19 protein-coding genes are annotated in these 21,685 nt (G+C 41.8%); 14 read left to right on the forward strand and 5 right to left on the reverse strand.

Translation table 11 applies throughout. The features are described from left to right. Position 1: 1 nt before the first annotated feature. The 6 genes from MKX34_RS15150 (at position 2) to MKX34_RS15175 (ending at position 6,965) form a co-directional block, all read left to right on the forward strand. Positions 2-1,801 (forward strand): peptidase, encoded by a 1,800-nt coding sequence (locus tag MKX34_RS15150; protein WP_038570877.1) that lies wholly within the window; start codon positions 2-4, stop codon positions 1,799-1,801. A 36-nt stretch (positions 1,802-1,837) separates the two neighbouring features. Beyond that, positions 1,838-2,299: an NUDIX hydrolase gene (locus tag MKX34_RS15155; RefSeq protein ID WP_076125878.1), complete on the forward strand. Its 462-nt coding sequence runs from the start codon at positions 1,838-1,840 to the stop codon at positions 2,297-2,299. Between the two features lie 72 nt (positions 2,300-2,371). After that, positions 2,372-3,442, forward strand: coding sequence for a stalk domain-containing protein (locus MKX34_RS15160; RefSeq protein WP_076296725.1), 1,071 nt, complete (start codon positions 2,372-2,374; stop codon positions 3,440-3,442). Positions 3,443-3,613: 171 nt separating this feature from the next. Beyond that, positions 3,614-5,479, forward strand: a complete 1,866-nt coding sequence (locus tag MKX34_RS15165) for an acyltransferase family protein (protein ID WP_076296724.1) — start codon at positions 3,614-3,616, stop codon at positions 5,477-5,479. A 90-nt stretch (positions 5,480-5,569) separates the two neighbouring features. After that, positions 5,570-6,076 (forward strand): sigma-70 family RNA polymerase sigma factor, encoded by a 507-nt coding sequence (locus MKX34_RS15170; RefSeq protein ID WP_038570883.1) that lies wholly within the window; start codon positions 5,570-5,572, stop codon positions 6,074-6,076. A gap of 1 nt (position 6,077) precedes the next feature. Further along, on the forward strand, positions 6,078-6,965 hold the full coding sequence (locus MKX34_RS15175) for an RsiV family protein (RefSeq protein ID WP_036677997.1): 888 nt from the start codon (positions 6,078-6,080) through the stop codon (positions 6,963-6,965). Positions 6,966-7,307: 342 nt separating this feature from the next. Here the strand turns inward: MKX34_RS15175 and MKX34_RS15180 are convergent, their stop codons facing one another. After that, positions 7,308-7,892 (reverse strand): AAA family ATPase, encoded by a 585-nt coding sequence (locus MKX34_RS15180; protein WP_076296723.1) that lies wholly within the window; start codon positions 7,890-7,892, stop codon positions 7,308-7,310. Positions 7,893-8,124: 232 nt separating this feature from the next. Between MKX34_RS15180 and MKX34_RS15185 the strand changes: the two genes are divergently transcribed. Continuing rightward, complete coding sequence (locus tag MKX34_RS15185; RefSeq protein ID WP_036677991.1) at positions 8,125-9,681, forward strand: ABC-F family ATP-binding cassette domain-containing protein; 1,557 nt, start codon at positions 8,125-8,127, stop codon at positions 9,679-9,681. A 106-nt stretch (positions 9,682-9,787) separates the two neighbouring features. Here the strand turns inward: MKX34_RS15185 and MKX34_RS15190 are convergent, their stop codons facing one another. The 3 genes from MKX34_RS15190 to MKX34_RS15200 all read right to left on the reverse strand — a co-directional run bounded on the left by MKX34_RS15190 (position 9,788) and on the right by MKX34_RS15200 (position 12,923). Next, complete coding sequence (locus MKX34_RS15190; protein ID WP_256717626.1) at positions 9,788-10,111, reverse strand: DUF5823 family protein; 324 nt, start codon at positions 10,109-10,111, stop codon at positions 9,788-9,790. Positions 10,112-10,155: 44 nt separating this feature from the next. Then, a complete protein-coding gene (locus MKX34_RS15195; protein WP_076099285.1) occupies positions 10,156-11,025 on the reverse strand; it encodes a helix-turn-helix domain-containing protein in 870 nt (289 codons plus the stop codon). A 236-nt stretch (positions 11,026-11,261) separates the two neighbouring features. Next, the gene (locus MKX34_RS15200) at positions 11,262-12,923 is read right to left on the reverse strand and encodes a ribonuclease J (protein ID WP_076099360.1); all 1,662 of its coding nucleotides are present in this window, start codon (positions 12,921-12,923) and stop codon (positions 11,262-11,264) included. Between the two features lie 129 nt (positions 12,924-13,052). On the opposite strand from MKX34_RS15200, the gene MKX34_RS15205 reads away from it, so the two are divergent. The 6 genes from MKX34_RS15205 (at position 13,053) to MKX34_RS15230 (ending at position 19,308) form a co-directional block, all read left to right on the forward strand. Further along, on the forward strand, positions 13,053-13,529 hold the full coding sequence (locus MKX34_RS15205) for a GNAT family N-acetyltransferase (protein WP_038570891.1): 477 nt from the start codon (positions 13,053-13,055) through the stop codon (positions 13,527-13,529). A gap of 116 nt (positions 13,530-13,645) precedes the next feature. Next, positions 13,646-14,179, forward strand: coding sequence for a TetR/AcrR family transcriptional regulator (locus MKX34_RS15210; protein WP_036677976.1), 534 nt, complete (start codon positions 13,646-13,648; stop codon positions 14,177-14,179). A gap of 13 nt (positions 14,180-14,192) precedes the next feature. Beyond that, a complete protein-coding gene (locus tag MKX34_RS15215) occupies positions 14,193-14,519 on the forward strand; it encodes a multidrug efflux SMR transporter (protein ID WP_036677974.1) in 327 nt (108 codons plus the stop codon). Positions 14,520-14,536: 17 nt separating this feature from the next. Next, positions 14,537-14,896: a multidrug efflux SMR transporter gene (locus MKX34_RS15220; RefSeq protein WP_076296721.1), complete on the forward strand. Its 360-nt coding sequence runs from the start codon at positions 14,537-14,539 to the stop codon at positions 14,894-14,896. A 290-nt stretch (positions 14,897-15,186) separates the two neighbouring features. Next, positions 15,187-18,675 (forward strand): discoidin domain-containing protein, encoded by a 3,489-nt coding sequence (locus MKX34_RS15225; protein WP_076296720.1) that lies wholly within the window; start codon positions 15,187-15,189, stop codon positions 18,673-18,675. 291 nt (positions 18,676-18,966) lie between these two features. Continuing rightward, the gene (locus tag MKX34_RS15230) at positions 18,967-19,308 is read left to right on the forward strand and encodes a DUF1801 domain-containing protein (RefSeq protein WP_036677965.1); all 342 of its coding nucleotides are present in this window, start codon (positions 18,967-18,969) and stop codon (positions 19,306-19,308) included. Between the two features lie 81 nt (positions 19,309-19,389). Here MKX34_RS15230 and MKX34_RS15235 read toward each other — a convergent pair whose 3' ends face one another. After that, positions 19,390-19,812: a MarR family transcriptional regulator gene (locus MKX34_RS15235; RefSeq protein ID WP_169744822.1), complete on the reverse strand. Its 423-nt coding sequence runs from the start codon at positions 19,810-19,812 to the stop codon at positions 19,390-19,392. 276 nt (positions 19,813-20,088) lie between these two features. Between MKX34_RS15235 and MKX34_RS15240 the strand changes: the two genes are divergently transcribed. Then, a complete protein-coding gene (locus MKX34_RS15240; RefSeq protein ID WP_076296719.1) occupies positions 20,089-21,612 on the forward strand; it encodes an MDR family MFS transporter in 1,524 nt (507 codons plus the stop codon). Positions 21,613-21,685: the final 73 nt, after the last annotated feature.

Raw genomic sequence — 21,685 nt, forward strand, 5'->3', positions numbered from 1 at the left:
TATGGCTAAAAAAACAACTCCAGATAATCCCGCTTTGAAAAATTTTAACGAAGCATGTTCGTTAATCGCGGATCATCCTATTTTTGCGCCGTTATCTGTTCGAGCTTCGATTATTCATAATGAAAATAGTCCCTATCCTGAAGACGGCTGGGCAATTGTCACTAATAACGGTTATATTTACACTCATCCTAAACGGCGTGGCGAGGTTGCTGAATGGATGTACGTTTTGGCACATTGTTTTCTTCATTTAGGTCTTGGACATTTAAAGATTAAAGAGAATCAAGTGGCGTGGAACGTTGCATGTGATGTGTACATAGCAAAGTTTTTAAATGACTTGAAGTTTGGGAAAATACCCGCAGATATGGAGTCGCGAATTGATCTTACAATTAAAGATGAACAACAGCTTTACGAGCAGTTTATGATAAAAGGAATTCCGGACAACTCCAGATATTTTGGGACTGCGGGTGTTTCAAAACTGGATATGAATGTTAGAGATGCCACCAAAAGATACTGGGGAAAAGCACCGGATTGGGAAGCCTATTTTGCTTATGGGTTATCTAATGCTGTGACGAATGCAGTAAGTGTTGCTGGAGGACATGCTAATACTATTAGTGACCCTGCACTTTCTTTAACAGCTCCACAACGGGCAAAACGATGGTTTATGGACAGATATCCTTTATTAGGAGCGCTTGCCGCCGGCTTTGAGATTATAGAAGATCCAGCGATATGTCGGCGATTAGATATTTCCATAGCTGCCATTGACGTTATTGATCGCAAAATATTCATGAACCCTGCAGCTGGACTAAACGATGAGGAGTGTATTTTCGTGATGGCGCATGAGCTTCTGCATGCGGGGCTTCAGCATCACGAGCGATGTCTTGGTCGAGATCATTATCTTTGGAATGTGGCTTGTGACTACGTTATAAATTTATGGCTAGTGGAAATGAGTGTAGGGGAGTATCCGCGAATTGGACTCTTATTAGATCCTGAGCTTAAAGGTTTATCTGCTGAAACGATTTATGATCGTATGGTCGGAGATATCCGCACTTATAAGAAACTGGCAACCTTGAGAGGGAATGGACTTGGTGACATTTTAGATAACGGTTCATCAAGTTTTTGGGATGCGAGAGAAGGACAGACGTTAGATGATTTCTGTAAAAATGCTATGCAACAGGGACTTATGTATCATGAAGAGCAAAGTCGCGGTCTTTTGCCATCAGGCCTAGTTGAAGAGATTAGAGCGCTGGGCCAGCCACCTATTAAATGGGATGTAGAGCTTGCACGGTGGTTTGATCATTATTTTTCACCGCTTGAGAAGACCAGATCTTATTCACGAATTAGCAGACGTCAATCTTCTACGCCTGATATCCCTCGACCACAGTGGGTTCATAGCGGTGCTGCAGATGATGGCCGTACTTTTGGAGTTATTTTAGATACCTCAGGCTCAATGGATAAAAAGCTTCTGGCCAAAGCATTAGGGGCCATTTCAAGTTATGCGCAGGCTCGTGATGTTCCATTTGCACGGATTATCTTTTGTGATGCTTGTCCTTATGATGCAGGTTACATGCCCCCCGAGGCTATCGCGGATCGGGTACAAGTGAAGGGAAGAGGGGGAACGATCTTACAACCAGCTATTGATTTGATTCAACAAGCTGAGGATTTCCCGAAAAAAGGACCGCTTCTAATTATTACAGATGGTTATTGTGACAAGCTGATCCTTAAAAGAGACCATGCTTATATTTTGCCCAAGGGTAATGACTTGCCTTTCTCACCCAAAGGACCTGTATTCAGAATTAATTAGGGCTTAGAATAAATTTAGAGCGAGGTAACAATGGGTATGAATCCCCCCAAACATATTCTTTCAGCAGCTACAGTTGTATTCAATGATCAAGAAGAAATCTTATTAATAAAAGGTCCACGCAGAGGCTGGGAGATGCCAGGCGGACAGGTTGAAGAGGAGGAGTCCCTTATAGAAGCAGCAATCAGGGAAGCCAAAGAAGAATCGGGCATTGATATAGAGATTAATAAGTTCTGCGGAGTTTTTCAAAATGTTGATCGATCTATTTGTACTAACCTATTTCTAGGGAAAGCCATCGGCGGCGAACCTGCTACTAGTTCCGAGAGCTTAGAAGTTGGGTTTTTCTCGATAGAACAAGCATTAGAAATGGTCACATGGAAAAACCTCAGACTGCGGCTGGAGTATTGTCTAAATGATGAGGTGCAGCCTTTTTACGTAGAGTTACGGGGTACAGAAGTTGAAGAAATTATATTTAAATTAGAAAACCAGCAAACTTTTTAGAGGTCCTCCTGCGTCCTAGCTAATGAGTGTCATCGGAAGGCACTTATAAATAGAGATGGAGGATGACGAGATATGAACAAAAGAACAAAAAATCTATTTAAAATGAGTGCAGTTGGATGTGTAGCCATTATGGGAGTGAGTGCAGCTTCTTTACCGGTTCATGCTATGGTTCCCACTCAAGTAACAGCTAATGTTTCTGCGGCTTTACCGTCCAAGACACCAGCCCTTGCTGGCATTAAAGTACAAGAAAAAGTACTTAACACAACAAGTAAATACCTGATTGCAGATTTAAAAGTACCACAGCTAACAGGAATGCTGGATACTCATTATCAAGATGAACTGAACGATATTATCCTCTCTCATGCTGAAAAGGATCTGGCACAGTGGGAGAAAGACGCTGCAGAAATGGGCAAAAAAGCACAGGCTGATCAAATGGAATTTCATCCTTATACTCTTTACATTACTTATGATCTGAAATCAGATGGAACAGGTTCTCCAGCAGGCGTTATCTCCTTGACTGTTACTACTGAAGGCTCTGAAGGTGGAACAAGCATGCCGCGGATCGATACTTATAATGTGAAAAATATAGCTGAGGCAGAACCTGTTACACTAACGGATCTACTGGGCGCTAACTACAAAGAGAAGCTCGATGCAGACATTCTGGCAGAAATTAAAAAGGATTCAGATAAGTATTTCTTAGAAGAGTACACAGGAACTTCAACTGAGCAGTCGTTCTATATCGATAAAGGTAACTTAGTAATCGTATTCCCTAAATACAGCATTGCACCAGGTTATGTAGGTTCACCAGAGTTTCGGTTCAGCTTAAATCATAGTTCAACGGATTCAACCAAGCTAGATTTGAAAAAAGTAGCTACTTTCACGAATAAGAAAGGCGTGCTCATGGTATCGCTTCGTGATGTGGCCAGTCAACTAAACTATGAATTGAAATGGAATCAGTCTACCAAAACCGCTGAATTGATGAAAGGTGCACAGTGGACAAGTGTTACGCTTAACAAAGATTCATACTTCTTCGCAAAAATGACTCCTAAAGCTTTAGGTGCTGCACCTGTTCTACAAGATAACAAAACCTATGTACCTGTTCAATTCGTATCAGAAATTCTACAGGTTGAAGTTCAGAAATAACCTTTTAGAAGTTTGTGAAAGTAGTTAGATTTTTTAAAAACATCCCGCAGGGTAATTCTTGCGCGGGTGTTTTTTTACTTTTGATAACAGAATAACCAGTTAAAAGAACTTTTTGTGCTACTCCTGCGTCCTGCCTATGAACAACAAATTAAGGGTAAGGACTGAAACAGAATGAATGACAACAAGCGTTATATGCCTGGAATTGATGGACTAAGAGCTTTTTCTGTACTCGCTGTTATAGCCTATCATTTGAATTTGAAATGGGCTGGGGGTGGACTGCTGGGAGTGGGAATCTTTTTTGTGATCTCGGGTTATCTCATCACAGACCAAATCATTAACCAATGGGAGCGTCATCGAAGATTGGACCTTCTGGACTTTTGGATACGTAGAGCACGGAGGTTGCTGCCGGCGACGATAGTCATGCTGATCGTTGTCACCTTATGGCTCTTAATCATAGATCCCACGAGATTAAATGGGCTGACAGGAGATTTCATGTCATCACTATTTTACGTTAATAACTGGTGGTTAATATTTCATGATGTTTCGTACTTCGAAAGCTTTGGACCTCCTTCACCGATCGGACATTTATGGTCACTTTCTATTGAAGAACAGTTTTATATTCTATGGCCGCTGCTGCTCGTATTAGGACTAAAGATCATACCTCGTCGAGGTAAACTTACTGCCTGGATTCTGGCTTGTGCTGCTGTCTCAGCTTTAGCCATGGCTATGTTCTATGTACCGGGCACAGATCCAAGCAGGGTCTATTATGGAACAGATACTCGCATATTTGCACTTCTAGTTGGAGCGGCGCTTGCCGTTGCATGGCCTAGTCAGAAACTTAAAAATACAGTCACAGAAAGATCTCGTTATATGTTTGATATCATTGGTGCTCTGGGACTGCTGGTATTAATGGTGCTAGTTTACCGGATTAACGAATTTGATGAATCACTATATCGTGGTGGATTTTTGATCATCTCTATCATTACTGCAGTAGTGATTGCCGTGCTTGCTCATCCTGCCAGTTCTCTTGGCCGGAAAATAGGCTGCAAACCTTTGCGATGGATAGGTGTACGTTCATATAGCTTATACCTTTGGCATTATCCCGTAATTATTCTTACCAGCCCTAATGGGAATCCAGATGAGAGCGGCGTGCTTCGTATGATCCTTCAGTTAGCAGGAAGTTTTCTACTGGCAGCCTTATCATACAAATATGTGGAGGAGCCGCTCCGGCGGGGATCATTAAGAAACATTTGGAACCATTGGAGTGCGAAACAAGGCCGCAGCTACCGCCCAGTCTTTCTTATGACCATGATCTTTTTGATTCTTATACCGATTGCCTGCAATGGATATTTATCCAATGCTGAATCTGACACGCCTACAATCGAAGTTGCAGATAAGCAGAATGTACAGCAAGAGGGAACAGCGCAAGATCCAATAGATCACAACTCATTGGCACCACCCGTAGAAAAAGATACGACGGTTGTTGAGAAGCAAAAACCTGACACTGAAGAGAAACAAGCTGAACCAGAAAGAAACATAGCGGTAACCGAAAAAAATCAAACCGGAAAGAATATTACGGCCATTGGCGATTCTGTCATTTTGGATGCGGCACCATTTTTGGTAGAAAGTCTCCCTGGTATTGTTATCGATGGAAAGGTCGGCAGACAGATGATGCAGGCACAGGAGGTGGTTGATCAGCTTAGAGCACAAGGACGGTTAGGGAAGCGGATGATCATAGAGCTGGGGACGAATGGAGCTTTTAACTCCAAGCAATTACGTAAACTATTAAACTCGTTAAGCGATGCGGAGCAGATTATTTTGGTCAATACACGTGTGCCGAGAAAGTGGGAGCAGACTGTGAATTCCACCCTTTCAAAAGTTTCCAGTGAATTCAGGAATACGACCATAGTAGACTGGTACTCAGCTAGTGAAGGAAAAGACGACTACTTCTACAAAGATGGTGTTCATCTGAAACGTGAGGGTGCCAAGTATTATGCATCAATTCTAATTAAAGCTTTGGAAAAAGAAAATAAATAATTTATTTGGAATCTCCAAACTTTTTTATACTCACCAAACGTCTTACTCCTGTTACAACACCAGATCACAAACAGAGAAGGATAATCGACCATGTTGAATAGGAAAACCGAGAAAATATTGACGCGATGTATCAAAGAAAACAAAGAAAATGTATACCGGCTTGCTTACAGTTATGTGAAAAACAAAGAGGATGCCCTCGACATTGTGCAGGATTCTATTTATAAAGCGATGACACGGATGGATTTGCTAAAGGATCACGATGCCGTGAAAAGCTGGTTTTACAGGATTGTCGTGAATACCTCTTTAGACTTTTTGCGCAGAAACAAGAAGGTTCAGACGATGGAGCCAGAGATAATAGAAACCTATAGTCCGGCTGTTGAGGATAACTATACAGATATGGATTTGAAAAGAACACTGGAAGAGCTGCCGGCGAAATACCGAAGTGTGATCGTGCTTAGATATTTTGAGGATATGAAGATTAATGAAGTGGCTGAAGTTCTTAACGAGAACACCAATACAATAAAGACAAGGCTGTATCAGGCCCTTCAGTTATTGCGGGTGAAGCTGAATGATGAAGCCTTAAAGGAGATAAAGTAAGATGGACGAAAGAATACAAGAATTACATAAAGAGTATACCGATATTCCCATTCCGGATGAACTTGATTTGATTGTAAACCGCTCTATAAAGCAGTCACTTAAAGCCAATAGAAAGAAACACACAACAACTAAGTGGGTGGCTAGTGTTGGCGCGGCCGCAGTTATTTTTCTAGTAGCCATAAACACCAGTACAACCGTAGCTAGTGCATTATCTTCCATCCCAGGCGTTGATCGGATAATAAAAGTGCTAACTATTAAAGAATATGTTGTAGAAGAAGAGAATTACGATGCTAATATCAAAGTTCCAGCCGTTACGGATATGGAGAACAAAGAACTGGAGCTTGGATTGAACAGCAAATATTTAAGTGAGAACAAAGCACTATACGAAAAGTTCCAAGCGGAGATCGAAGCGTTGAAGGAACAAGGTGGGGGCCATTTGGGGCTGGATGTTGGTTATGAAGTGAAAACGGATAATGAGCATATTTTCTCCATTGGCAGATATGTTGAGGAAACCGCTGGTTCATCTTCAATGGAAGTTACTTTTGATACGATAGACAAAGAAAATCAGATCCTTATTACATTACCAATGTTATTTAAAGATGATCAATACATTGAGCGCATCAGCGAAAATATTAAAGAACAGATGATTGCTCAAATGAAAGCAGACTCTGAGAAAGTTTACTGGATCCCTGAGTATGGCGATGATGTGCCAACGGATCAGTTTACATCCATTACGAAGGATCAAAGCTTTTATATCAATACCGAAGGTAAGCTTGTGATTGTGTTTAATAAATACGATGTCGCACCGGGTTATATGGGCTCCGTTGAATTTGTGATACCAACCGCGGTGCTTGCTGATGATTTGGTCAGTCAGAAGTATATTCAATAAAAGAATTCTGGGAATAACGTCATCTGCGTTCCGAAACTCTGCGCAAAAGTTGATAAATGTGGAACTAGCGTCATCTGAGTCCAAAAGTTTAGCCAAAACTCTTTGTCAAAGCCTTAAACATCGTTTGATGTCATTATTTTACGGGGGACGCAGCAGCTATCGGACTCAGCTGACCCTAAACGCAGCATTATCGCACTTTTGCAATCCGAACGGACCGCATCGTCGCTATTGACACGAAAAACACTCCCCAAGCACTCTTTTCTAACGAATAGCTGCACTGGGGTCCGAAACTCTGCGCAAAAGCTGATAAAAGCGGAAATAACGTCATCTGGGTCCGAAAGTTTAGACGTAAATAAATCGCTCTACTGCCGCAACGGTAGCATTAATATCCGGGTTAGAATTATCGATCAACGCAATATTTTCAGCTGCGAGCGGCCATGCTACCGCACGGTTGCCAAGAGAAGTGCGGAATTCATTCCAATGCTGGAACTTCCATTCATCTAGTGGTGATTGTCTGTCTTGAATTCGTTCCCGGTACAATTCCTCGTTGGCTAAACCTACCAAGACAACCTTGACTTCAACATCAAGGAGGGAACGTCCGATCCGAGCTAACTCATTGCTGATCCAGTCAGGATTGGCCGCCTCTTTGGTGAAGGGACCAACCACAAAAGCATCGACGTCCAAGCCTATATTATCCAGCGCAGCATCCATAGTGATTCGATAACCTAAATCGCGGCATAACCTTTTGTACTCTGCTGAGTCTCTATCTGCCGGATCCAGTCCGTGTAAAGTCATTATGGCGTCGGCAGCAGGCCGTAGCAGAATATCCATATCGAAAAATGGTATTTTGCGCCGCGAAGCAATCGCTTTAGCTAACGTTGTTTTGCCTGCTCCAGCTGGACCAAGAAAAAATACAAGTTTATTCATTTCTAATTCTCCTTAGTTCTCAAGTCAACTCCAAAGTGTATCTATGCATACTATCATATAAAAGATGACGAGCGATCGCCAGCGCAAACCTAATCTCGGCAAGTGACGGTCCACAAAAACTAAAATTGTTCGCAAATTAGCCTGAAAAATGATAATTTTTTGCTTCTCCATTGAGTTTTTAGTTAATCCTGCTTATAATATAGCGAGAAAAATAAGAAAAAGGTGTCCATAAATGAGCATATTAAATGTTGAAGGATTAAGTCATGGCTTTGGGGATCGTGCGATTTTTAAGGATGTTTCATTCCGTCTCCTAAAAGGCGAGCATATCGGATTATTCGGCGCTAACGGCGAAGGAAAATCCACTTTTATGAATATTGTTACAGGCAAACTGCAACCTGATGAGGGTAAAGTCGAATGGTCCAAGCGGGTGCGTGTTGGCTACCTCGATCAGCATGCTGTGTTAACCAAAGGAATGACGATTCAAGACGTACTCAGAAGTGCCTTTCAATACCTGTTTGATCTGGAGCAAGAGATGAATGATATGTACGGCAGAATGGGTGACGTTTCACCTGAAGAGCTGGAAAAGCTGCTTGAAGAAGTAGGTACCATCCAAGATACACTTACAAATCAAGATTTTTACATGATTGATGCGAAAGTACAAGAAACTGCGCGTGGACTAGGGATCACTGACATTGGATTGGATCGTGATGTAGCCGATCTTAGTGGTGGTCAACGTACCAAAATCTTGCTTGCGAAGCTATTGCTTGAAAAACCAGATATTTTGCTCCTCGATGAGCCTACCAACTATCTGGATGAGCAGCATATTGAGTGGCTGAGACGTTATCTTCAAGAGTATGATAATGCCTTTATTCTGATCTCTCACGATATGCCATTCTTGAATAGCGTTATCAACCTGATCTACCATATGGAAAATCAAAAGCTGACCCGTTATGTGGGTGATTATGAGCAATTCCAACAAGTCTACGAAATGAGAAAACAACAGCTTGAATCTGCTTATAATCGTCAAAAGCAAGAAATAGCAGAGCTGAAGGATTTCGTAGCTCGTAATAAAGCCAGCGTGGCAACCCGTAATATGGCGATGTCCAGACAGAAGAAGCTCGACAAGATGGAGATCATCGAGATTGCCAAGGAGAAACCGAAACCACAGTTTAACTTTAAAGAAGGTAAAACTGCGGGCAAGATGATTTTCGAAGCAAAAGAATTGGTTATCGGCTACGATTCTCCATTGTCCAGACCGCTTAATTTGCTGATGGAGCGTGGACAGAAGATCGCGTTGGTTGGGGCAAACGGAATTGGTAAAACAACTTTGCTGCGCAGCATTTTAGGTGAAATCTCTGCATTGTCCGGTTCGGTAGAACGTGGATACCATCAGGAGATTGGCTATTTTGAGCAAGAGATGAAGGAAGGCAATTACAAGACTTGTATTGAGGAAATCTGGGACACGTTCCCGTCACTGTCACAATTCGAAGTACGTGCTGCCCTTGCTAAATGCGGATTAACTACGAAGCATATTGAGAGTAAGATTGCTGTTCTAAGTGGTGGGGAAAAAGCCAAAGTGCGTCTATGTAAGCTCATTAATAGCGAAACCAATATTCTCGTATTAGATGAGCCGACAAACCACTTGGATATCGATGCCAAAGATGAACTGAAACGCGCTCTAAAAGCATACAAAGGAAGCATTCTTATGATTTCTCACGAACCCGATTTTTATCAGGACATCGTAACAGATATCTGGAATTGCGAAGATTGGACGACGAAAGTATTCTAAGTATACGAGTTCAATTAACGAATCTTAAACAGGATACCTTACTTCGATTCTCCGAAGGGTATCCTGTTTTTTTATCCCGAGGCACCATCTGCATTAACTGTGACGATTAAAATTGGCGTCTGAGGCAATGATTCCATCTCTCTGAGAAATCATGAACAGTAACGCAAAAACACCACTGAGGATGGATAATGTAACTACACAAGGTTACTAGGATACCGATGATCCAGCCTGCAAGATGGGAGACACTTTCAATGCAGATGCCTTTTATAAAATCGGCTGATTTATATTTCATCCGTACCTCAAGATAGGCGTAGATGATTACAAATAGCATAAATAGACCACACCAGAGGTAAAAGTATTTTGGCAGATTCCCAGATAACAAATCCGTCAAAAATTGAATGGCTGTCTTCATGATTTCCATAATTAACACAAACAATAGATCACTCCTCAAAACTTTCCGCCGGTAAGCAAACTTTAGGCTTCAAACTTCAGATTCTGCGGTTCCGTCGGAAATTCTTCTGTCCGTGCACGGGAATCAGTGACGGGAACGTCCAGGCCTACTTCTTCAAAGGTGCAGTCATCCAGCCAAATCTTTCCGGATCCGGATAGGAGAATACCTATGTTGATACAATCCGCCTCTGCCGGGATATCCAGCACACAAGCGTAAAAATTCCAGGAAGCAGTTCCTTTAATACTTCTGTACTGCATGTTGTCAAAACCCAGCATATTCTGGAGCTTGTCATCAATACGCATCCATAAGCCGCACCAGTCGCTTACTTCTTCGGTCCGGATAAAGCCGGCAAACCGCATCCGTTTCCCAAGATAATTTTTTGCGTCAAACTGCTGCATTAGAGTACCGAATTCGTTCCCTTCGAGTGGTTCAGTTTCTGCGCATTCCAGTGATACAGAGTTCCTTCCCTTATGGTAAATCTGCATATCTAATGATGCCTTATATTTGCTGGGGGATGTTCCGGTGATGAACCAACCTTTAATTTCGGACATGGTAAATTCCTCTCTTTCCTGAATCAATAGTTTTATCTGTGACCTGTATTGGGCTGGGGGGAGAGCATAAAGTCCTTTAAAAGCTCTTGTAAAAGCCTCTTGACTATCAAAACCATAAAGAAGTGCAATATCTAGAATGCGTTCTTCGGAATAGAGCAGCAGTTGGGCAGCAGAACTCAACCTACGGGAACGAATGTATTCAGCTACACTTTTGCCGACATATTTCTGAAAGAGCCGATGGAAATGATATTTGGAGAATCCAGCCTCTTTCGCAATTCTGTCCAGATTCAATTCTTCTTCTTCCAAATGGTTCTCAATAAATTCAATACTATTGTGAATCATCTTGTAATACAGCCTGATCACCTCCTTGTTCTGGTCTTAATATACCTCATCTATTTAAAGGGATTTTGATAATTCTTGCTTAGTTGTACTTCAGTATGTAGAAATTTGCACCTGAATCTAATACTATCAGCAGAATATATAAAAGAAGAGTATTAAAACTATAAAACACAAAAAGGCGAATTCTTACTCATAATGGAGTGAGAATCCGCCAATATCTATTTGGATGCATTCCTACATTAAACCTCAATGATGATTGGAAGGATCATTGGACGCCGTTTCGTTTTCTCGTATAGGAACTTACTTAATGATTCTTTGATGGTCTGCTTGATGATATTCCATTGGCCGAGATCAGTTTCGTTCATCTTTTTAAGGGTCGATGTTACATGCTGGTTGATCTCGTCCATTAAATTATCGGAGTTACGGACATAAACGAATCCCCTGGAAATGGTGTCCGGCTCATTTAATAGACGTCCATCGGTTTGGCTCAGTGTAATCACCGTAATCAGTATGCCGTCTGCTGACAGCTGGCGACGATCGCGAAGCACAACATTTCCAATATCACCGATCCCAAGGCCATCCACTAGAATTTGCCCAGCAGTCACTCGACCGGATTGGCGGACAACACCAGACGATGACTCGACGATGTCCCCATTTTTTAGAATAAAGATATTTTCTGGTTTGACGCCTACCGCCTCCGCTAACAAGCTGTGATGATGCAGCATGCGGTATTCACCATGGATCGGAATAAAGTATTCAGGTTTCATTAGAGTCAGCATTAGCTTAAGTTCCTCTTGGCTACCATGCCCTGAGACGTGAAGCTCACTGCGTGAACCATAGATGACTTTAGCACCCAGCATATATAAATTATCGACAATCCTTGAAACATTTCTTTCATTTCCTGGGATGGGATTGGCTGCGAGCAGAACCGTGTCCCCAGCCTGGATCTCCATCAATCGATGGCTTGAGTTCGCTAAGCGGGAGAGGGCGGCCATGGGCTCTCCTTGACTGCCTGTACATAAAACAGTTACCTGAGCCGGAGGAAGCTTAGCAGCTTCTGCAGGTTCGATCAGCATATTGTCCGGAATGTTTAAGTAACCGAGCTCTTGGGCTACTCCGACTACATTAACCATACTTCTGCCTAGTAAGGTCAATTTACGTTCAGTTAAATGAGAAGCATCAATGATCTGCTGTAGACGATGTACATTTGAGGCGAAGGTAGAAATAAAAATTCTACGTTCTGCTTTTAAAAAGGCTTCTTCTATGTGAGCGCCAACAAGCTTCTCAGAAGGGGTGAAGCCAGGGCGCTCAGCATTGGTGCTTTCTGACAGCAGGATCTTTACACCCTTTTTACCGATATCGGCCATTTTATGTATATCTGGATACTGCTTGTTGACGGGCGTCATGTCAAATTTGAAGTCTCCCGTATGAACTACGGTACCTTCAGGTGTATCGAATACTACGCCAAGGCAATCTGGAATGCTATGATTTGTATTAAAAAATGTTGTAGTAATGGCACCCAGGGCTAAAGTAGATTCTGAATCAATACAATTGAGTTTCGTTTGTCGTAAAATCCCATGTTCCCTAAGTTTATTTTCGATTAATCCTAGGGTTAAACGGGAAGCATATATCGGGATATTCAACTGTTTAAGCAGGTAAGGAATCCCACCGATATGATCCTCATGTCCATGAGTAACCACCAATGCTTGTACCTTATCAATATTATTTAATAAATACGAAACATCAGGAATAATTAGGTCAATTCCTAAAAGACTTTCATCTGGAAATTTAGAGCCGCAATCAATAACGACAATGTCATCTGCGTATTGCAGGATATACATATTTTTACCGATTTCATGAACCCCGCCTAATGCTGCAATCGAGAGCTGCTTAGCTGCCATTTTCATTGAAGCCCCTCCTAAATAAATTTCTCTATATTATGTTTGATTCCCATTATAATTATCCATTCTGAAGGCTGATACAATATAATAACTGAAGAAAGCTAATCAAAAGATAGGAGAACGTTACTCATGAATATCCGACTATTACAAATGAAAGATAATAGCTCCATTGAAAAGGTCATCAGGGACTGCCTAATTGAGTTTGGCGGGAATCGCGCGGGTCTCGCCTGGGAGGATGACAGCCTGCATCATTTATCAGATTATTATAATCATAGTGAGAATCGGGCTTATTGGGTTGTTGAAGAGGGAGGGGAAGTATTGGGAGGTTGTGGAATTGCTCCTTTCGGGAATGATGACAAGATATGTGAGTTGCAAAAAATGTATTTATCTCAGTCGATTAGAGGTAACGGGATAGCCAACGAACTTTTAAATACAGCGCTGGACTTTGCCAAGCTTCATTACAACCAATGTTATTTGGAGACACTGCAAAATATGCACGCAGCCAACCGTTTCTACACAAAAAATGGATTTGAGCTATTAGAAAAACCACTTGCTGGGTCGGAGCATTTTGCTTGTGATGCTTGGTATATTAAAAATTTAATGTAATTGATTTAAAAATGTTGGAGGCCTGGATTACCAGGCTTTTTTTGCTCTAAGATAATGATTTTTTATTTGACAATAAAACCGTCCAGACGGTATAGTAAATAACAGGGGTGATTATCGTGAACAGTAATTCAAAACGAAGTAGTATTTTATTAGCAGCTTCTATTGTTGTTAAAAATAATGGGGTGGAGAAGCTTACGCTTGAAGCCGTTGCCAAAGAAGCCGGGGTCAGTAAAGGTGGACTGCTGCACCATTTTCCGAATAAGGAAGCTTTAATAAAAAGTATGGTGGAAGAGTTAACAAGCGATTTTTTCAGTAATGTTCAAGAAAGAGTAGCGAATGCATCTAGAGAAACGGGGAAGTGGGGACGAGCGTTTGTTCAGGCGATTGACGACGATCTTAAGGAAGAGCAGGAGATTAGCACAGCGCTTTCGGCTGCTCTTTTTACGAATCCGGATATCCTTAAGAAATTTCAAGATCAATACTCAGTATGGCAAAACAATATAGAGAACGATGGAATAGATCCTGTACGTTCAACGATTGTCAGGCTGGCAGCGGACGGTTTATGGTATTCAGAAATGTTCGGATTAGGAGTTTTAGATAAGGAGTTACGCAGTAAAGTGATTCAAGAATTAATAAATATGACGGAGTAAGGAGGGGCTATTGTTGAATTCATATGTGTTACTGGCAACAGCGATTATCTGCGAGGTATTTGGTAGCTCCATGCTTAAGGTTTCTAACGGGTTTAAAAAGATTTTACCTTCAATAGGAGTCGTACTCGGCATGGGTTCAGCCTTTTATTGTCTTTCTTTAGCGCTTTCAACGATTCCTCTAGGGACGGCTTATGCTATTTGGTCAGGGGTAGGTACGGCTTTAACTGCGTTAATTGGAGTAATCATTTATAAAGAAAACTTCAATCTGAAGAAATTACTCGGTCTGATTCTTATCATTGGTGGAGTAGTCATTATGAAACTTTCTGGTGGATCTCATTAGAGCTTGGAGGAAATGTTATGAACAAGAATAAGGGTTTTTGGGTACTAGGGGTAGCTATTATAAGCGAAGTAATAGGTACAACTATGCTGAAAATGTCAGAAGGGTTCACACAAATATTGCCTACTATAGGTGTTATTATTGGTTTTATTATCGCATTTTATAGTTTGTCCATAAGTCTCAGAGTTTTACCTTTAAGCTTAGCTTATGCGATTTGGGCAGGTGTAGGTACAGTTCTAACCGCCATCGTTGGCATAGTAATATGGGGGGATCCATTTAGTGTGCTTACACTTGCAGGCATAGTATTAATAGTTGGAGGTGTAGTTTTATTAAACTCTCCAGATTCAGCTAATGAAAAAGAACTTAAAACCATAAGCTAATCTTTATAAAAAACAAGGGCCTGAGAAATCAGGCCTATATTTGATTGGCGTGATGTTGATAGATTCCATATTTAGGGTAGTTTGGCGATATTGGTATCACATATCTTTTCCGTAGAATTACATCTTATAGCTTGAACTACTCTTTCTCTATAATGAAAGTGTCTCACATTGAAAGGAGGATCGGTTGTTATTAAATGTGCTCTGAGATGAATTTGAATGTAAACGCTATCATTTGAGTACTCAGATAGGGCGACACATTAGTGATAATCTACATTAAGAGGAGGATTATAATGCGCAACAAGTATGTCGTATGGTCGCTTGTAGTAACCCTGTTGATTTCAAGTTTATACCTGGCAGCGGGTCCGTTCACATTTGTTAGTGCCTCTGGTGGCGCAAATTTGACGCTGGGCAAAACTGTAACGGCTAGCGGTCAATCACAAACGTATAGTCCAAACAATGTGAAAGACAGCAATCAAGAGACGTATTGGGAAAGCAGCAATAATGCATTTCCGCAATGGATCCAAGTTGATCTCGGTACAGAGACAAGTATTGACCAAATCGTATTGAAGCTGCCAACGGGCTGGGAGACGCGTACGCAAACACTCGCCGTTCAAGGCAGCACAAATGGATCTACATTCACTGACATTGTTGGTTCAGCTGATTATGTGTTCAATCCTTCAGCAGGAGGGAACACCGTTAAGCTTGATTTTTCAGCAACCAGCACTCGTTATGTACGCCTGAATGTAACAGGCAATACGGGTTGGCCGGCAGCGCAAGTATCTGAATTCGAAATTTATGGAGCTAGCACACCAACACCGACGCCAACAGCCACACCGACAGCCACACCAATTCCAACAGCCACACCGACAGCCACACCAACGCCAACAGCCACACCAACGCCAACTGTCACACCAACGCCAACAGCCATACCGACAGCAACGCCAACGGCTACGCCTGTTGCGGGCAGTAATATCGCGTTTGGCAAATCGATTACCGCATCCTCTAATACGCAATCATTTGTGGCAGCAAATGCTAATGACAACAACACCAACACATACTGGGAAGGTGGCAGTAATCCTAGTTCATTGATACTTGATCTGGGGTCAAACTACAATGTTTCCTCAATCGTTCTAAAGTTAAATCCAGCCGCTGCATGGGGAGCACGTACCCAAACGATTCAAGTGCTCGGTCACAATCAAAACACAACGACATTTGGGAATCTGGTGTCAGCACAATCGTATTCGTTTAATCCAGCTTCAGGAAATACAGTAACCATTCCTGTTACCGCAACTGTCAAACGTCTACAGCTTAATATTACTGCCAACTCGGGTGCTCCAGCTGGACAGATCGCCGAATTTGAAGTATACGGTACTCCAGCTCCGAATCCGGATTTGGTGATTACTGGCATGTCCTGGTCACCAACGAATCCGGTCGAGTCTAATGCGATTACGCTGAACGCAATCGTAAAGAATATCGGCAATGCCAGCTCTCCAGCTACTACTGTTAATTTCTATTTAAATAATGAGCTTGTAGGCTCAGCTCCGGTAGGTGTACTAGCAACTGGAGCATCGACAACAGCATCGATGACACTTACCGCAGGAGTTAAGCCTGCCGCAACGTATTCAGTTAGTGCCAAAGTTGATGAAGACAACCTAGTTATCGAACAAAATGAAGCGAATAACAGCTACACGAACCCAGCGTCACTTATTATCGCTCCAGTGTCCAGCTCTGACTTAGTGGGAACTGTTACATGGACACCAAGTAATCCTGTTGCTAATAACAATGTAGCGTTCAATGTAAATCTTAAGAATCAAGGAACCATTGCCTCTGCATGTGGTTCACATGGTATAAGCGTTGTTCTAAAAAACTCTGCGGGTTCCACTGTTCAAACCTATAATGGATCTTATAACGGTGCCTTAGCAGCGGGGGCATCAGTTAATGTTGCGATTCCAGGGACTTGGACAGCGATTAATGGTAACTACACAGTCACCACTACTGTTGAAGTGGATGCTAATGAGATAGCTGCCAAGCAAGCGAATAATGTAAGTGTTTCTAATCTCGTTGTCTATGCTGCGCGTGGTGCAAGCATGCCGTATAGTCGATATGATACCGAGGATGCTACTCTCGGGGGTGGCGCGACCTTGAAATCGGCGCCAACCTTTGATCAGGCATTACTCGCTTCTGAAGCTTCTGGCCAGCGTTATATAGCTCTTCCTTCGAATGGTTCGAACTTAGAGTGGACGGTCAGACAGGGTCAAGGCGGCGCAGGTGTAACGATGAGATTTACAATGCCTGACTCTGCAGATGGGATGGGATTGAATGGTTCACTGGATGTGTATGTGAATGGAGCGAAAGTAAAAACAGTTTCTTTAACCTCATACTACAGCTGGCAGTATTTCTCAGGTGATATGCCTGGCGATACACCTAGTGCAGGACGTCCACTATTCCGTTTTGATGAAGTTCACTGGAAGATGGATACACCCCTCCAACCTGGGGACAAGATTCGAATCCAGAAGAACAATGGAGATAGCTTGGAATATGGTGTGGATTTCATTGAAATTGAATCTGTTCCAACAGCAATTGCCCGCCCAGCTAACTCCGTATCTGTAACAGATTACGGTGCTGTGGCAAACGACGGACAAGATGATCTGGCAGCTTTTAAAGCTACTGTAAATGCAGCCGTGGTAAGCGGAAAGTCTATTTATATTCCAGCAGGAACCTTTAATCTTGGCAGTATGTGGGAGATTGGTTCTGCTAGTAATATGATCAATAACCTCACTATTACTGGTGCTGGTCTCTGGCACACCAATATTCAGTTCACCAATCCTAATGCTGCGGGCGGGGGTATTTCACTCCGTATTTCAGGTAAGCTAGATTTCAGCAATGTTTATATGAATTCTAATTTGCGCTCACGTTATGGACAAAATGCAATTTACAAAGGTTTTATGGATAACTTTGGAACCAACTCTATTATCCATGATGTCTGGGTAGAGCATTTTGAATGCGGAATGTGGGTAGGCGACTACGCTCATACACCTGCGATTTATGCTACCGGGCTGGTAGTTGAAAACAGTCGGATTCGGAACAATCTTGCAGACGGCATCAACTTCTCGCAAGGCACTAGCAATTCAATTGTACGCAATAGCAGTGTGCGAAATAATGGTGACGATGGTCTTGCAGTATGGACCAGTAACACCAATGGTGCACCTGCTGGTGTGAATAATACCTTCTCGTATAACACCATTGAGAATAACTGGCGTGCGGCAGCGATTGCTTTCTTTGGAGGAAGTGGTCATAAGGCTGATCATAACTATATCATTGATACAGTTGGTGGTTCCGGCATACGTATGAATACCGTTTTTCCAGGTTATCATTTCCAGAATAATACGGGTGTAGTTTTCTCAGACACAACCATTATTAACAGTGGCACGAGTAAAGATCTTTATGGGGGTGAACGTGGCGCAATTGATCTTGAAGCATCAAATGATGCTATCAAGAACGTTACATTTAACAACATAGACATCATTAATACCCAGCGTGATGCGATTCAATTTGGATATGGTGGTGGATTCGAGAACATCGTGTTCAACAACATCAATATTAACGGTACAGGACTTGATGGAATAACAACTTCACGGTTCTCAGGTCCACATAAAGGTGCAGCTATTTACACCTATACAGGCAATGGTGCGGCAACCTTTAATAACCTGACAACTTCTAACATTGCTTATCCGAATCTGAATTATATTCAGAGCGGTTTTAATCTAACGATTCATTAATTTTATGTACGAGGTTGAGGGAGAAGCTCTTAGGAGCTTTTCCCTTTTTAGCTTGTAACGAGCTAATATCTCTAATTTGCCAGAAGGATAATGACTACATGAACAAGAAATTAATATATGGGGAATTTAAACTATTAAATTTTTGAAATTCTTTTGCAGATGTGTTGATTTCATCATCTTATGTTCGTCATAGCAGATGCGTCGGATCTCAAAGGACCTCCTGATTTTGTTAAACAACTTACTGCGCTTATTCAGGCAAACCATTTAATTACTTAAAGGGAGAGATGAAAAATGAATCAGGAAGTAATCGATTTTATTGAAGCGCTAAAAGAATCATGGCAGGTGGAGTTGTCCACCTCACTACGTGAGGTTGTTCATCAGGCTATACCGGATGTGCAGGAACGTATTCAGTATAAGAAACCTCATTTTTTGAAAAATGGAAAATACGCTGCGGCCATCTCGACATCAAAAGACGCAGTCAGCTTTGTAATCTTTAATACAACCGAGCTAACGCTTCCAGAGGGAGCATTTGAGGGACCACCTGAAAGGAAAACCTTAAAGCTTCGAAAAGGAGACACATTTGATTCTGCACAGTTGGTCTCTTTAGTTGCTCAAGCTTCAGCTTCTCTTTGATCCATACTTATATTAAAAGGACGATATCTCAAAGTCATTTGACTTCATGGGATATCGTCCTTTTTTGATGATTATACAGTTTTAGTTACTAGTTGTAGTGCTGAGATAATGAATCTGCTCTTCCAGGATGGTACTTGCTTTGCCTAAAAATGTTGTTATCAACTCAAGCTCCTGCTCAGTAAAGGAAGACGCCAGTTTAACCATCTTAGTGTGCAAAGGAAGGTAGGCATTTCCAACCTCGTTATTCTCATATAAAGGGACAATGATCACCTTACGACGGTCATTTGGGTCATGTTCTCTGCGAACAAAGCCGTTTTTTTCAAGTCGATCAACTAATGTGGTAATGCTGCCTGTAGTAAGTCCAGTTAATTTGGATAGCTCGCCGGCGGTGATAGGACCTTTTTCCTGAAGGATATCTATAGATAGAAAATCGTTATTGTATAACCCTAAAGAAGTTGCTACTTTTTGCTGATACAAAACCGTTCGGCTGCCTAGGCCCCGCATGCGTAAAGTTAAGTCTTCCTGCTGAATTGTAACTTGATTGTGTCGATCTCTTGACAAAAGAGGACCCTCCTTTTAAAATGTTTATATCTTGATAGTCAAGATAATTAATAAACAAGATGCTTGATGAACATCTAATTAATTGTCTTGATTTTATCGAATTATTCACTAATTTGCAAAGGGTATAACATCACGTGGTTTGGAATGAAGCCTGTGCACAATCCTTTAACAATTAGAGCAGAACTAAACATTTGGGAAAAGTGGAGGAGAAAAAGGAGCATGGAAAAGAAAAATAAAGTTGGGGTTATTATAGTAGCTCTATTGTTGGCCACCCTTATGGCATCAATGGATAATACTATACTTGCAACCGCAATGGGAACCATTGTAGGTGACCTTGGCGGTTTTGACAAATTGATGTGGGTTACGTCCGCTTATATGATAGCTGAGATGGCGGGTATGCCGATTTTCGGTAAATTATCGGATATGTATGGACGTAAGCGATTTTTTATTTTCGGTATTATTGTCTTTATGATTGGTTCAGCTTTATGTGGTACGGCAAATTCTATTGTCCAGCTTAGTATTTATCGGGCGATTCAGGGTATTGGTGGAGGGGCACTCGTTCCTATCGCATTCACGATTATGTTCGATGTAGTGGCCCCGGAGAAACGGGGGAAAATCGGTGGGTTATTCGGTGCTGCCTATGGTATTTCCAGTATTTTCGGTCCCCTTATTGGCGCTTATATAGCGGATTATATTCATTGGTCTTGGGTCTTTTATATCAATTTACCCATTGGTGTTATTGCATTCTTTATGATCGCTTTCTTCTACAAAGAATCTGTTGAGCATTCCAAAGAGAAAATTGATTATCTTGGGGCTTTTACACTAGTAGCTTCAATTCTTTGTCTCATGTTTGCGATTGAGCTCGGGGGTAAGAAATACTCTTGGGACTCGCCAATGATTCTGGGATTGTTTATGGCTTTTGTTGTGTTTTTAATTGGTTTTATTGTTATCGAACGTCGTGCAGAAGAGCCTATCATTACCTTTGGCATGTTCAAGAATCGTCTCTATTCTACGAGTAATGTTATGGCGATATTTAGCGGAGCGGCATTTATTACAGCCTCGGTGTACATTCCAATTTATATTCAAGGGGTTCTTGGCGGGTCTGCCACAAATTCGGGGCTTGTTCTACTTCCGATGATGATTGGTTCTGTTATCACTGCTGCTGGCGGAGGATTCTTGCTCTCTAAATTTAATTATCGCACGATCATGATTTCTACGTTAGTACTCCTTGTTGCAGGTATTGCTCTGCTTACCACACTAACACCAGACTCCTCCCGGTTTATGGTCACTATTTTTATGTTTCTGGTGGGTCTTGGCATAGGTTCATCATTTTCTGTTCTAAGCAATGCAGCGATTCATGGATTTACAGCAAGACAACGGGGTTCTGCAAGTTCGACACTTAGCTTCACACGGGAGCTGGGAATGACACTTGGTATTACGGTATTTGGTATTATTCAAAGTCACATTTTTTCGAATAAATTAACTTCCATGTTCAGTAAAGGAGGCGCGGCACCAGAAGGTGTTAATCTAAGTGATCCAAGTACAATTTTGACTCCCGACACACGGGCCAAAATTCCCTCTGAGGTTCTTGATAAAATCACCGAAGGATTATCTTCTTCTCTTGTTCATACCTTTGCTTGGGCGATTATTCCATCAGTTATAGCTCTAATGGCAGCATTTGTGATGAGCAGGGAGAAGTTTGATCCTGCTTCTGAGCTGGAAGAATTTACGGCATCGCATTAAGGAAATAAAAGATAAAATAAAAGCCTAAGTCCTTTGTTAATAAAGGCTTGGGCTTTTTTGATAAGAAGCTCGG

Origin of the sequence: Paenibacillus sp. FSL R5-0636, assembly GCF_037974255.1 — a bacterium.
GTDB classification, from domain to species: domain Bacteria; phylum Bacillota; class Bacilli; order Paenibacillales; family Paenibacillaceae; genus Paenibacillus_AQ; species Paenibacillus_AQ odorifer.